This window comes from Streptomyces sp. NPDC018833 (assembly GCF_044390825.1).
Taxonomy (GTDB): Bacteria; Actinomycetota; Actinomycetes; order Streptomycetales; family Streptomycetaceae; genus Streptomyces.
In genome coordinates, this window is the sequence record NZ_JBIRZM010000005.1 from 115,741 (window position 1) to 128,931 (window position 13,191).

The 13,191-nt window shown below is 66.6% G+C and carries 10 protein-coding genes and 1 pseudogene; 4 read left to right on the forward strand and 7 right to left on the reverse strand.

Annotated features, from left to right (window positions below; genetic code table 11):
* Positions 1–168 precede the first annotated feature (168 nt).
* Together ACH5AF_RS12530 and ACH5AF_RS12535 are read right to left on the reverse strand one after the other, a co-directional pair.
* Complete coding sequence (locus tag ACH5AF_RS12530) at positions 169–1,665, reverse strand: polysaccharide biosynthesis tyrosine autokinase (protein ID WP_398901570.1); 1,497 nt, start codon at positions 1,663–1,665, stop codon at positions 169–171.
* A gap of 133 nt (positions 1,666–1,798) precedes the next feature.
* Positions 1,799–3,067: a nucleotide sugar dehydrogenase gene (locus ACH5AF_RS12535; RefSeq protein WP_398901571.1), complete on the reverse strand. Its 1,269-nt coding sequence runs from the start codon at positions 3,065–3,067 to the stop codon at positions 1,799–1,801.
* Between the two features lie 153 nt (positions 3,068–3,220).
* Here ACH5AF_RS12535 and ACH5AF_RS12540 point away from each other — a divergent pair, with 153 nt between their 5' ends.
* Positions 3,221–4,396, forward strand: coding sequence for an NAD-dependent epimerase/dehydratase family protein (locus ACH5AF_RS12540; RefSeq protein ID WP_398901572.1), 1,176 nt, complete (start codon positions 3,221–3,223; stop codon positions 4,394–4,396).
* Positions 4,384–5,442: an MraY family glycosyltransferase gene (locus ACH5AF_RS12545; protein WP_398901574.1), complete on the forward strand. Its 1,059-nt coding sequence runs from the start codon at positions 4,384–4,386 to the stop codon at positions 5,440–5,442. Before ACH5AF_RS12540 ends, ACH5AF_RS12545 begins: the two co-directional genes overlap by 13 nt.
* Before the next feature lie 142 nt (positions 5,443–5,584).
* Here ACH5AF_RS12545 and ACH5AF_RS12550 read toward each other — a convergent pair whose 3' ends face one another.
* The 3 genes from ACH5AF_RS12550 to ACH5AF_RS12560 form a co-directional block, all read right to left on the reverse strand.
* Positions 5,585–6,721 (reverse strand): glycosyltransferase family 4 protein, encoded by a 1,137-nt coding sequence (locus tag ACH5AF_RS12550; protein ID WP_398901576.1) that lies wholly within the window; start codon positions 6,719–6,721, stop codon positions 5,585–5,587.
* The gene (locus ACH5AF_RS12555; RefSeq protein WP_398901577.1) at positions 6,718–7,614 is read right to left on the reverse strand and encodes an FkbM family methyltransferase; all 897 of its coding nucleotides are present in this window, start codon (positions 7,612–7,614) and stop codon (positions 6,718–6,720) included. The genes ACH5AF_RS12550 and ACH5AF_RS12555 overlap by 4 nt, the downstream gene beginning before the upstream one ends.
* A gap of 220 nt (positions 7,615–7,834) precedes the next feature.
* On the reverse strand, positions 7,835–9,184 hold the full coding sequence (locus tag ACH5AF_RS12560; protein WP_398901578.1) for a lipopolysaccharide biosynthesis protein: 1,350 nt from the start codon (positions 9,182–9,184) through the stop codon (positions 7,835–7,837).
* A 438-nt stretch (positions 9,185–9,622) separates the two neighbouring features.
* On the opposite strand from ACH5AF_RS12560, the pseudogene ACH5AF_RS12565 reads away from it, so the two are divergent.
* Both ACH5AF_RS12565 and ACH5AF_RS12570 read left to right on the forward strand, forming a co-directional pair.
* Positions 9,623–9,981, forward strand: a pseudogene (locus tag ACH5AF_RS12565) (transposase); the annotation flags it as partial.
* Between the two features lie 615 nt (positions 9,982–10,596).
* Positions 10,597–10,809 carry a hypothetical protein gene (locus tag ACH5AF_RS12570; RefSeq protein WP_398901923.1) on the forward strand — a complete coding sequence of 71 codons (213 nt, stop codon included), beginning with the start codon at positions 10,597–10,599 and terminating at the stop codon, positions 10,807–10,809.
* 26 nt (positions 10,810–10,835) lie between these two features.
* Here ACH5AF_RS12570 and ACH5AF_RS12575 read toward each other — a convergent pair whose 3' ends face one another.
* Together ACH5AF_RS12575 and ACH5AF_RS12580 are read right to left on the reverse strand one after the other, a co-directional pair.
* Positions 10,836–11,813 carry an NAD-dependent epimerase/dehydratase family protein gene (locus ACH5AF_RS12575; protein WP_398901579.1) on the reverse strand — a complete coding sequence of 326 codons (978 nt, stop codon included), beginning with the start codon at positions 11,811–11,813 and terminating at the stop codon, positions 10,836–10,838.
* 5 nt (positions 11,814–11,818) lie between these two features.
* Positions 11,819–13,018 carry a glycosyltransferase gene (locus ACH5AF_RS12580; protein WP_398901580.1) on the reverse strand — a complete coding sequence of 400 codons (1,200 nt, stop codon included), beginning with the start codon at positions 13,016–13,018 and terminating at the stop codon, positions 11,819–11,821.
* Between the last annotated feature and the right edge of the window lie 173 nt (positions 13,019–13,191).

Genomic DNA, 13,191 nt, shown 5'->3' on the forward strand with positions numbered 1-13,191 from the left:
GGCGGCCCCCCGGGCCCCCGGCCGGGGGCCCCGGGGGGGGGCCGCCCCCGGGCGGGCCGGCCGGGGTGGCGCGGGCGCCCCGGCACCGCCCGGGCCGGGCCCCCCCCGGGGGGGGCCCCCGGACCTGGCAGGACGGCCTGTGCCGAATATGTCCGTGGCCGTCCGGTTCTACGACCGCGTCTTGGCCGACACCGGCTCCGTATGACCGTTGGCGGAATGGCCGTTGGCGGACGACCCACGGCGAGGAACCACGGACGACAGGCGCGCCGACACGAGCGCCGAGAAGCGGCCTGACGGCTCCGGCTTCGGCTGGTACCGGTATGCATAGCCATGCACCTCACCGTCGCCTCGTGCCGGAGCCGCGTTCAGAACGGCCCCCAGTACAGGCACGTTGACGCGTTCGAGGACGCCCAGGGCGTCGAGGATCTGGCTCTTGCTCGTCCGTCCGGCACGTGCGACGAGCAGGTAGCCGTCGACGGCGTGTGCCATCGCCGGGGTGTCGGCGAACGGAAGCACCGGAGCGGTGTCCACGACGATGTGGTCGAACTCCTCGGCGAGGTCCTCCAGCACCGACGCGAATTGGGCACTGCCGAGGATCTGTGTCGGGTTGGGGGGAATCATCCCACTGGTGAGCACCGAGAAGGACCCTGTCGACTGCAGCACCTCACGCACCCCGGCCTTGCCCAACAGAGCAGTGGTCAGCCCGGCGTCCCTGACGAGGCCGAGGGCCGAGTGGACGGAAGGGCGGCGGAGGTCGCAGTCGATCAGGCACACTCTGGCGCCTTCCTCGGCCAGGGTGGCGGCCAGGTTGACCGACACGCTGCTCTTGCCTTCACGCGGCAGCGGGCTCGTGACGGCGATGACCTTCGGCCGTTTGCCCACTTCGGCGAACTGGAGATTGACCCGCAGCTTCCGGAAGCCCTCCGCACGGGTGCTGTGCGTGTCGTCGCGCAGGGAAACCGGGCGCCGTGCGGCTCGCGAGTCGTGCACGATGCTGGACAGCACAGGGGGCCCGGCGGCGGCCGCCAGGCATTCGGCCAGGGCCTTGGAGTCCCGCATCGACGTATCCACCGTCTCCACCGCGACGCCGATCCCGAGTCCGAGCACCAGGCCCACAGCTAGGCCGAGTGCGAGGTTGAGCGTGGTCTGCGGTGACGAAGGGGCGGACGGCACGGCCGCGGGCTGGATGACGGTGAGCCGCACCGGGGACTCGGTCGTGTCCCCGTCGGGACTCTCCAGCTCCCTGATCACCTGGGCGAAGCGGCTGGCGACGGCATTGCTGATCCGGGCGGCACGTGCCGCATGGGTGTCGGTGACGGTCAGACGGACCAGCACCGTGTTGACCGGAGCCTCGGCCGAGACTCGAGAGCCCAGTTCGCTAGGTGTCATTTTCAGCTCGAGGGATTTCACGACCGGAGTGGTCACCTCGGGGCTGGCCACGATATCGGCGTAGGACTGAACCCTTGCCTGGGTGAACGAGTTCCCCTGGTTGAGCTGGGATGTGTCGTCGCCACCTTGGAGGGAGGCGAAAAGTGTGGTCGTCGCCCGGTACTCGGGAGTAGCGGCCACACTGGCGAGGATGCCTGTGGCCGTCCCCAGCAGCGCCACCAGGGCGATGACGCGCCATCGGCGGGAAAGGACTCGTAGGTATTGGTGAAAATCCAAGGTCTTCTTCCCCGATCAGAGCGAGTAATTGGTCAGTCACCTTAGGGTTCGCATCGAGAATTTCGGCCACACGGCATGCGTGTTCGGCCACTCGGTGCCCTCAGCACCCCTCAGCGGAGTGCATTGCGCCTTCTCACAGGCGCTCGGCGGCGCCTGAACGGCAACGGTTGCACGCGTCGAACACGTAATCGGCGACACGCTCCACCATTGCGTAGTCGAAGGCGTCGTGATCGGTGGCAACGACCACTGCGTCGGCTGACGCGACCTGTTCCTCCGTGAGGTCGACACACAGGATGTCCTGGGGGAGCTGCGACGGTTCGACATACGGTTCCACCGCGAGGACGTGAGCGCCGAGTTTCTGGAGACCCTGGGCGACGGCGACGGAAGGGGATTCCCGGACGTCGCCGGTGTTCCTCTTGTAGGCGAGCCCGAGGACCAGGATCTGGCTGCCGTTGACGGGCTTGCGCCGTGTGTTGAGCCCTCTGGCCACCCGGAGAACCACATGATCAGGCATATGGCTGTTGATGTCGTTGGCGAGTGACACAAAGCGGAAGTCGTGCTGCAGAGCCTGTTTGACCTGCCACGAGAGATATGAAGGATCGATGGGCAGGCAGTGACCGCCGACACCGGGCCCGGGCAGAAAACGCATGAATCCGAAAGGCTTGGTCGACGCCGCGTCGATCACTTCCCAGATGTCGATGCCGAGCGGCCTGCAGAACATGGCAAGCTCGTTCACCAGGGCGATGTTCACATGCCGGAAGGTGTTCTCCAGAAGCTTTGTCAGCTCCGCCGTGCGCGGTGAACTCACCGGGACGGTACGGTCCACCACGTCGTTGTAGAAATCCTGGACATGCCGCAGGGAAACGTCATCGACCCCGGAGACCACCTTGGGTGTGTTCTCCAGCCGCCAGGTCGGGTTTCCCGGGTCGATCCGTTCCGGACTGTATCCCAGGAAGAAGTCCTCCCCGGCTTGAAGACCGCTGTGAGCCTCCAGGAGGGGGCGCACGACGTGCTCGGTCGTGCACGGGTACGTGGTGGACTCGAGGATCACCGTGGCGTTCGGCCGGAGGTGCGGGGCGACTGCCCGCGCAGCGCTCTCCACGAAACTCAGGTCGGGCGCACCGTCCTTCAGCGGCGTGGGCACCGTGATGACACACACGTCGAAGCCCGCCGCATCCGCGTAGTCGGTGCTGAGGCAGTAGCGGCCCGAATTGAGGGCGGCCAGGAGTCGGGAGGACGTGACGTCCTCGGCGAACGATTCGCCGGCCGCCAGACGCTTGACGCGCATCTCGTCCACGTCGAGACCCACGACGTTGTGCCCGGCCTCGACCACCCGAATGGCGAGGGGAAGGCCCACATACCCTTGGCCGACGACGACCACCTTCTGCTCTGACACCGACACGTCTGACACTCCTCTCGCCTGCCCAGCTCAATTCCTCTGTGGAATATGCGCGATGTATGCCAGCTTCGTCCGTCACGCGCCTGCTGAGTGACACCGCTTCAGGCAAACAGAGTCATCCTGTCCTTCGAGCGGCGGGCAAGTGGACTAACCGATATGTCAATTCACTCCGTTTGTGTCGTTCCGGGCTATCGTTGCCATGCGTCGCCGGTGCACATGACCCTGGCAATGCCCCACCCACAGACATGGAGTGACGGCGTGACGGACCATCCGAAGTACCTGGTTACCGGCGGAGCCGGTTTCATCGGCTCCCATCTCGTCGATGCGCTGCTGGCCCGTGGCGAGCCAGTCGTCGCACTCGACGATCTCAGTACCGGACGCCTGCAGAATCTTGCCGGCGCACGCAATCACGGACACTTCCAGTTCGTCGACGGCTCCGTGCTGGATGCGCCGCTGGTCGACAAGCTGGTAGGTGAATGTGACCGGGTCGTCCACCTGGCGGCAGCAGTTGGGGTGAAGCTTATTGTCGAGCAGCCACTGAGGTCCTTCACCATCAACACCAAGGGAACAGAAACGGTCATCCAAGCGGCGTACCGCCGTGGCCGGCCGGTCATTCTCGCCAGCACATCGGAGATCTACGGCAAGAACTCCTCGGGGCCGCTGACCGAGATGTCCGACCGAATTCTGGGAAGTCCCTCCGTGCCGCGATGGTCCTACAGCACGGCCAAAGCGGTGGACGAGATCCTCGCCGAGCTGTACCGCAGGGAGTACGGACTGCGTTCCACTATCGTGCGCTTCTTCAACACGGTCGGCCCCCGGCAGAGCCCGGCCTACGGCATGGTGATTCCGAGATTCGCCAGACAGGCGGTACGGGGGGAACCGCTCACCGTCTACGGCACCGGTCGGCAGAGCCGCTGCTTCCTCCATGTCACCGACGTGGTCGGGGCACTCGTCTCGCTGATCGACCGTCCGGAGGCCGAGGGAGAGACCTTCAACATCGGAAGCGACGAGGAAATCAGCATCCTCGATCTCGCCGCACGCATCATCACGTGCGCGAAGAGCGCGTCGACGGTGGAGCGGGTCTCCTACAACGAGGCGTACGGACCGGGGTTCGAGGACATGGACCGCCGGGTCCCGGACACGACGAAACTGAGGGCCCTCACCGGTTGGCAACCACGGCGGAACCTCGACGACATCCTCGCGGACGCCGTGGCGGACGCCCGCGGCGAAACGCGGCAGCACGAGCCCGTGGCCGCTTCCGGTCACCCGGACGAAGGACCCACCGGCGACACCAACGGCCAGGCGGTGGGGCTGAGTCCATGTCCAGTCTGAATCCGTGGATGGTGACGGCGCTCGCGGGGCTGGTGGCTCTGGCCGTTGCCGCTCTGCTGACCGAGCCCCTGCGTCTCCTCGCCGTGCGGCGCGGATACACCGACCAGCCCGCGGCACGTAAGGTGCATGTCTCCCCCACACCGTATCTGGGCGGCATGGCCGTCGCGGTGGCGACGGCGGGCTCGGCGAGTTTCGTGATGTTCGCTGTGGGCGGGAGTGACTCCACCCTCGGCGTCGTGCTCGGATGTGCCGCTGCGATCGCCGTGCTCGGTCTCGTCGACGACCTGCGTCCGCTCAGTATCCGGGTGCGGCTCTCCGTCGAGGCGGCCGCGGCGCTCGTGGTCGTCACGTGGTGCGGCCATCCCGTGCTCTTCGGCACGTGGCTCGACGCGGTCCTCGCGGTGATGTGGATCCTTTTCACCACGAATGCGTTCAATCTGCTGGACAACATGGACGGCGTGGTGTCCACGGTGACTGCGGTCATCGCGGCATTCCTCTGCTGCGCCGCGCTGTCCGCCGGTCTGATCGGCACCGCCGCGGTCACCGCCGCCCTGGCCGGGGCCTGTGCCGGGTTCCTCTTCCACAACTGGCACCCGGCGCGCATCTTTCTCGGTGACGCGGGCGCGCTCTTCGTGGGCTTCCTTGTGTCGTCCGCGAGCATGACCCTGCACAAGGACAGCACCGCGCTCTCCGGGTACGGCAGTCTGCTCCTCATCACGCTGGTGGTCACCGCGGACACCGGTCTGGTCATGGTGGCGCGGCGCAGAGAGGGGCGGCCTGTGCTGCAGGGCGGCAAGGACCACATCGCACACCGGCTCCAGCAGCTAGGGCTGACGGTTCGGCAGGTGGCCGTCGCCATCGGAGGCTTCGCGGCGATGACGAGCCTGACGGCCGTCCTGGTCATGCTCAAGGCCGTCCCGCAGCCGGTCGTGTTGATCACCGTTGTCGCCATGACCGCCATCGTCTGGCTCCGGCTTCTGCGCGTCCCCGTGTACAGCGCGATTCCGGCGAACAGCGCTGAGGGCAGCCACAGCAAGGCGGCGTGATTGGCCCTGGTGGCGACCTGCGGACCACCGTGCCCCGGCCACCACCCACGTCGGTAAGCACAAGAAGGGGTCGCGGCGTCAGCACCCCGCCCTCACTGTCACTGCGACAGGCGCTCGCACGACACCACAAAACTGCCTCAGGTCACCCGAGAGACGCGGCGTCGGTGGCACCGTTCACGGCGTGACCGGGTGGGAGGAACTCCTCCAGCACGTCGGAATAGCGTTGGGCCAGAACTCTCCAGTCCACGTCGGGGGCAGCCGCGACGGCGTTCTCAGCCAGCCGTGTGCGCAGATCCGTGTCGCACAGCACCCGCACCAGGCTCCGGACGAATTCCTCTCTGGTGTCGGCCACAATCCCCGCACCCGTGCAGCTCACCAGTTCCGTCGGGACGGAACGGTAGCCGACCACCGGAACTCCGGCCCCGATGTACTCGGATAGTTTGACCGCGGCGCGCCTGTGCTGGATGCGGCGGGGGTAGACGGCTACATCGACCTCGGCAAGATAGCTGGCGACATGGGTTTGCGGCACCCGGCCGACGAGTTCGATGTCACCCCGCGAATGAAGTTTGCGGCGGAGTGCGGCACCGATGTTCCCTACCAGCCACAGGCGAGCTTGCGGGCAGGCTGTCCTCACTGCCGGCCAAATCTCGTCGATGAGATGATCGGTGTCGTATGCGGCGTTGGGACCGGCCTCTTCTCCGGTCATATGCCAGGCTGCGACATATCCCACTGTCAGTTCCCCTGGCGCCCGGCGCCGCCGCACCTGTTGGACGAGGCTCGAGTCAAGTGGGGTCGGGGTCACCCCCTGCCCAATGACTCGGAGAGCGGTTTGAACGCCGAGTTCTCGATAGTGCTCAGCAGCTGGCTCATTGGTCACGACGATCGCGGCGACCTGCGGCGAGCGGAGCAGTGAGACTTCCTCCGCGGTAAAGAAGGGATCGTCCATGTCAACGACGACGGGGAAGTGCGCGTGCCTGATGTGCCGGACGTTGGTGATAAACCCGTGGCGGTATGTTCGCGCCGCTCTGCCAAACAGGTAGCGCCCGTACAACGGGCTCGTCGCGTGCAGCAGCCGGAACTGGATTCCTCGGAGCAGTCTGGTATCGGCGCATCTGAGCAGGTAGTTGTCGACACGACTCAGATTCGGTAGCAGACTTTCATAGCGGGCGTTGGCGCCGGAAAACCAGATGTTCGAATGGAAGATTCGATCCGGGGGGGTGTTCCCTCGACCAAGGGTGAGAAAATCCTTCGGAGCTTTCCCCACAAGCTGGACGCTCATCCGCTGAACGCCCCTCGCTCGGAGTAGGGTTCGGTGGAGAAGAGGAAGTTCGAGAATTGCGCAGAAGGTCCCGGGAAGGAAGCCTCAACCGAGGTGACGCAGCCAGGGCCGATATGAAAGATGTGATGGTAGCCCAGATCAGCTACCACATCGCGCGCGCTGTTCAACGCGGCCCCGTCGAGGCATTCGACGACGAGTTTCGGCGAGCGGGCCCGCAGTACTTCGGTCATGCCACGCAGTACCTTCGCCTCCAGACCCTCCGCGTCGATCTTGACCAGATCGACTGGTAGGCCTGCAAGAAGCTCGTCCCCGGTCTTGACCTTGACCTCCACAGCCCCTTCACCCGGGTCCGGGCTGCGCAGCGATGCGGCGTGGCTTCGTTTACGGGGAACGGACAGGGTGGCACTCCCGGAGGTGTCGGACATCGCTGCCTCCACGATCGTAATCCGATCGCCCAGTTCGTTCAGCAGGACGTTGGCTTCGATACGCCGGGCTAGATCCGGGTTGGGCTCGCATGCAAAGACTCGCAGTTCAGGATTGGCGAGACATGCCAGTAGCGAGTAGAGCCCCGTGTGCGCGCCGACGTCGACGAATACTTCGGACCGCTTCGCGAGCGAAAAAAGCAGCGGCTGGGTTGTCGGTTCCCAGTCCCGCATATCGCGCCATACAATATTTCGACCGTGACTGTCTTCCTCGAAGGACTCATACCGGAACGGGGAACCGTCCGGAGCATGCAAGGTGACGACGCCGATGGGCTGGATTCGCCGGTAGATGCTCTTGGGGAGGTATCCGCGCACAGCGCCATATTGGATGAGTTTCTGCAACTTGGGTTGTCGGCACAGGGCTTCGTTCCGAGCGTTGATGGCGGTTGAGCGCAATCTAGTCGTGATCATCAGCAAGTACTCCTGCCCACGCGGCCGTTGAAATCTTCATAGCGACTATACTGACGGCCTGCGCGAATAAGGATTCCGACGTCCGGCTGCTCGGTTTGTCACTCGGTTGCGCCATCTGAACGGACGCGATCGAATGCGGCGAGACCGTGAGGGTTCGCACGAACCGCAGATCGTTTACGAGCTGCGGTGAGGAGGGCCACCAGCGGGGATGGCCGCACGTTCAGGTCGCGCTTGCGGATTTCTCACGAGGGGCACCGCTCGATGACCGCGCCGTCGGCGCCTCAGGCATCATGGTGACGAGGATTCGCAGCACCAGAAACCAACACCCCGTACTCACCATCGTCAGACAAAAAGAGCTCCACGCGAAGCCCAAAGCCATGTCCTGCGCACGCGCCCACTGCTGAGTCACGAAGACCACCAGCGAGAGCTGGCAAGCACCCTCACTTAGGAGGAAGACGAGGCGCACGCCGGGGAATCCCAGCGCCGGCGGCAGGACCTTGCCCCAGATAACCGATCCCCGGAGCGCGGCTGCCGCCAGAAGTACCACCGCGGCAGTGGAGAGTGCCGTGTACTCGGCGCCATACACCAGGCGCAGGAGGAGAGCGCTGACGGGAATCGTGACCGCCACCGCGAGCGCGCCGATTCCGCCGGTCAGCGCGCTGGAGCGGAGGGCATCGCGCCATACCGCCCTGCGGTGTGCCAGCGCTCCTGCCTCCGCCAGGCGTGGGTAGAGCTGTGCTGCAACCGGACTGATCAGGCTCGCGAAGAAGCGGGACATCGAGGCAGCCACCTTCAGGTATGTCACCAGCGCCGGCCCCCCGAACACCCCGGCGAGCAGTGAGACTCCGCTCTCCGATGCCACGGAAACCGAGCCAGTGGCCGACGTCTTCACCAGAAAGGGCACCAGGCCTGGTGGCATCGGCACCGGCTCTGCGGCCGGCGGGCCGCAGGCTTCACGCACCCGTTGACACGCACCTACGGTGAGCACAATCGTGGAGATGAGGCCCGTGACCACGGTCGCCGCCAGATATGCGACCGGGCCGAAACTCGCCAGAGCCGCCAGTGTCACTGCACAATTCAAAGGTGCAAGCACGAGACGGGTCCTACCCATTCGGGAAAGCTGGTCGGCCAGCGCGAAGCCGGCCGACGCACTTCCCGCGGGTGTCGCCACACCGGCGCCCAGTACGGCAGGCACCATCAGCCAGAGGAGTTCGGTGGAGATCCATCCGAGACCCGCAGTGGCCATCGCAGCCCCTACTCCCACGACTGTCGCCAACACTCCGGCCACGAAATCCAAACGTACAAGCCGATAGTAGAGCTGTGTCCCACGGCCGGGGCCGTGCATTTTCTCTGACGGAACGAAGCGCTGCTGCGCATCCTCCAAACGGGGGTCCCACAGCAGAAACCAGACCACGGCCACCGCCTGGGCGAAGAGCACCTGCCCCGCGTCAGCAGCACCCGCCAGCCTGACGAGAGCGGCAGTGGTCACGAACGACAGTGCAGCCTCCACCTGACTGGCGAGGCTGAGCGCGCCGAAGGTCCGCATGTGTCGCAACTTGTTCTTGGACACCCACACGTTTACAGCACCTCACCGGCGGCGTTGGCGAATGTGTGCCCGGAACTCCCCTGTCGTAAAGGTTCGCCATGGGCAAATGACCCTGCGTCTGAGTTGAGGCTAGGCACTCTTCGTCGAGTCTCGACTGCCAGCGTCCTTCGGGCCCTCAAGGGTCATGCTTCATCCAGCAGGCCTCGTGGAAGTAGTCAAGCTCCTTTTGCCGCCCGACAAAAGGTCAGGTGCTGACGGCTTGCCATTCTCGCTGCCTGACCAATCCGCCTCCGCCTGCCGAAGCAGTATCACGCAGAGGGTTTGGCGGCGCCACCACCGATGAATGCGTGTTCCAGACGACCAACAACGGCTGCGCACGCAATCTCACCGACCGTTCCGTCACTCTCTACCTCAGCCCCGCCTGCCAGGTGAGCCCCTATTAGAGGTCCTAACAGAAGCCGGTTGTCGGCTTTGACGCTCGTTGGGTTGTCCGTAGGGAAGAGGGACGCGCGTCCGTGGATCGTCTCGAACGAACTCTGGTTGCTGATCGAGCCGTTGCCGCCGAAGTCAGGTCCGAAGCTGGTTGCGGGGCGGCCGCGAGTGCCTGACCGGCAGGCGCTCTGCGGGATGCTGTTCGTGCTGCACACCGGGATCCAGTGGGAGCACCTGCCGCAGGAGCTGGGTTTCGGGTCGGGGATGACGTGCTGGCGGCGCCCGGCCGCGTGGAACGAGGCCGGCGTGTGGTGCCGGCTCCATGCGGAACTCTGGCGAAGCTGCGGGCGGCGAAGCAGCTTGACTGGTCCCGGGTGGTGATCGACTCCAGCCACGTCAGGGCCGCTCGAACCCCTGATCGCCCGCAGAGGCGTCCCTCATGGATACGGACTCGGAGTCCATCGGTGGGTCGTCGAGCGCACATGGTGCGCTCAACCGTCCAGCGTTTCGGCAGCGGGGTGAATCGCCTGGCCCAGCGCCTGCTCCGCCTCGGCCGCTCCCGCCGCCGGGTCCACGGAGTGCCGGCTCCGCCCGCAGACGACCGCGTCGAACTTCCGGCCGCAGACCTGAGGCCTCGAGCGTCCCGCCTCGGCGTCGCGTACATGCTGTCGCGCCAGGTCGGCGTTTCCGTGCGCCGGCGTCGGCCCCCAGGCCGCCCTGCAGTCCCAATTCGAACTGTCGGGCCGCGAGCCGGTCCCACGACCAACGTCGGAGCCAGGGGCGGCGGCAACGATCCCGTCCACGCTCGTGCAGGAGCGCACCCCCCGCGTCGGCAACCTGGCCGCCGCCCTGTGCGAGCCCGTCGCGCCGGCAGCGTCGCCGACACCCGCCGGTGCTCTGGCGGACCTGTTCGCGTCGGTCGCCGTGGCGATCGACGGTCTCGTGACATCCCGGACGACCCGCGCGCCTGGCTCCGCCGGACCACGCCGACCGGCATCCCGGTGGTGACGCAAGCGACGGCCGTGATGGCCTCCTGCCTCACCGAGCGCGCACTGGGCCGCCTCGCGGCGGACGGCGGCGTCGGCCTCCTGGCCCATGCGGTCGGGACCGGACGGATACTCTTCGCCGACCGGAGAGAGCGCCCCGCCGGAGGCCGGAGCGGCTGCAAGGTCGTCACCTCCATCATCGCCGACGTCGTACAAGAACCGCTCGGATGAACGAGCACGTCCGTCGGCATCGACCGTCAGCCCACGTCCACCGAAACAGTCTCAGCGGGTTGCCGCACCGCATAGTCGGGAAGGGTGCGGAACCAGCTCACCGTCTTCGCGAGGCCCTGCTCCAGAGGCACCTGGACGATGTCGGGGAAGAGTTCGCGCAGCAGGTCGTCCGCCGCCTGGGAATCACGGACGTCCCCTGCCCTCGGCTGCTCGTGCCGGATGTCGGCCGGCAGTCCGGTGATGCCCATGAGGTCCCGGGCGAGGTCGAGAACGGTGACCCGGGTGCCGAAGGCGAGGTTCACCGGACGGTCGCAGGAGACCTTGCGCATCACCGCGTCGGCCAGCACCCGGACGACGGTTCCGACATAGGTGAAGTCCCGGCTCTGCAGTCCGTCCCCGAAGATCCGCACCGGGGTGCCGCGCAGCATGGCGTCGATGAATGCCGGGACCACGGCCGCGTACGCATGGCTGGCCGGCTGCAGCGGCCCGTAGACGTTGAAGAAACGGAACGCCAGGGTGGGCAGGCCGAACGAGGCGCCGTAGGCGAGGACGTACGCCTCGGTGGCGAGCTTGCTCGCGGCGTAGGGGCTCAGTGGCCGGGTCGCCAGGTCCTCGTGCTTCGGCAGGACCGCGGTGGCTCCGTAGACCGAGGAGGACGAGGCGGCGACCACGGGGACGCCCGCGCGCCGGCATGCCTCGAGGACGGTGACCGTGCCGGTCGCGTTGACGTGATGGCTGGCGACCGGGTCGGCCAGCGAGCGAGGTACGGACGGGCGCGCCGCGAGATGCACGACGGCGTCCATTCCGGGCACGTAATTGTCGAGGAGTCCGGCGTCGAGGATGCTGCCCTCGACCAGTTCCACGTCGGTTCCAGCGAGGTTGGCCGCGGAGCCCGTGCTCAGGTCGTCCACTGCGATGACCTTGCCCACGTTCGGACGCTCCACAAGCTCTCGGCACAGGTTGGCGCCGATGAACCCGGCACCTCCGGTAACAAGGACGTTCACTGTGCTCACCTTTCGGACGAGGGTGCGGTCCACCAGCCGCGGGCGACGGCGATGGAGGTGTAGAGGGCCTGGGTGTCGGCCACCAGGCGCTCTTCGCCGAAGCGCCGGGTGGCGAACGCACGTGCCTGTGCCCCCATCTCCCGGCGCAGCAGCGCGTCGCGCAGAAGAGTCACCGTGTGGCATGCGATGTCGGCGGTCCGTGGTGCGGCCAGGAGTCCTGTCTTTCCGTGCTGGACGACCTCCGCGACACTGCCGACGTCGGTGGCCACGGTCGGCAGCCCGGCGAGGCCGGCTTCGATCAGACTCACCGGCATGCCTTCGTTGTCCGACGTCAGCAGCACCATGTCGGCCGCGGCGTACACGGTCTCGACGTCCGCGCGCCAGCCCAGCTGGTGCAGCGAGTCACCGAGTTCGGCGACGGCTTCCGGATCCGGGCGGAGGTCTCCTGCTCCGCACACCACGAAGTGGGCTTCCGGTACGACCCGGTGCACCTCGCGGGCGACGGCGAGAAGGCGGTCGGGACGCTTGATCGCGGTGATACGCCCCACGTACGCGACCACCGGGCACCCCTGGGGGAGTCCCAGCAGGGCCCTGGCCTTCGCGGGGTCGAGCGCGGGGGCGAGGCTGGTGCCGGGCGGAACCACCGTGTACTGAGCGGCCTTTCCGATACCCGCGGCGACGAGATCGTCGCGCACCCGCTCGCCCACGGCGACCAGACGGTCCGTGACGGCAGCGAGCCCGCGTTCGGCGGTCACCACGACCTTGGTCTTCGCAGGGGAGAAATAGCCGTGCAGGAGATGGCCGTGAAAGGTGTGCACTCTTGAGGGCACCCGGGCCAGCACGGCGGCGGTCCGGCCGAGCGCGCCGGCTTTCGCCGTGTGCGTATGGACGATGTGGGGCCGGAAGCGGCGCATGGCAGCGACGAGTTCGGCAAGGCAGCGTGCGTCGTCCGTGGGCCGCACGGCACGCCCCAGGCCGTTGATCCGGTGCACCGGGAGGCTGGGCGCACGCTGATCCAGATGGTCCGCCTCTCCCGGACCCACGAAACCGGTGAGCAGGCGATGCTCGAACCGCTCGGGATCCATGCCGCGCATGAGCGCCGAGACCTGGACGGCGGGACCACCGATGTTCATTCGCGCGATCACCCTCATCACGCGCAGGCGAGGAATTCCCGAACCGCTGGTTCGCTGCATGGCGGTCGACATGTGCCGATATTAGGCGGAGCGCAGTCCACTGTCCGTCAAGGGCACGAGAAGCCCGCGTGGCGGCCCCCGGCGCTCCCGGTCACGCCAGATATAAACGGCACAGACCCAGCCGGGTCTTCTCATTCAGGTGACGCACCGCAAATGCGCTGTCATTTGCATCGGAAGCAGGAGCC

Excerpts from the sequence above, each read along its gene's own strand:
- ACH5AF_RS12555 (WP_398901577.1), bottom strand. The coding sequence starts at position 7,614 with ATGATCACGACTAGATTGCGCTCAACCGCCATCAACGCTCGGAACGAA.
- ACH5AF_RS12545 (WP_398901574.1), top strand. The coding sequence starts at position 4,384 with ATGTCCAGTCTGAATCCGTGGATGGTGACGGCGCTCGCGGGGCTGGTG.
- ACH5AF_RS12540 (WP_398901572.1), top strand. The coding sequence starts at position 3,221 with ATGTCAATTCACTCCGTTTGTGTCGTTCCGGGCTATCGTTGCCATGCG.
- ACH5AF_RS12580 (WP_398901580.1), bottom strand. The coding sequence starts at position 13,018 with ATGTCGACCGCCATGCAGCGAACCAGCGGTTCGGGAATTCCTCGCCTG.
- ACH5AF_RS12550 (WP_398901576.1), bottom strand. The coding sequence starts at position 6,721 with ATGAGCGTCCAGCTTGTGGGGAAAGCTCCGAAGGATTTTCTCACCCTT.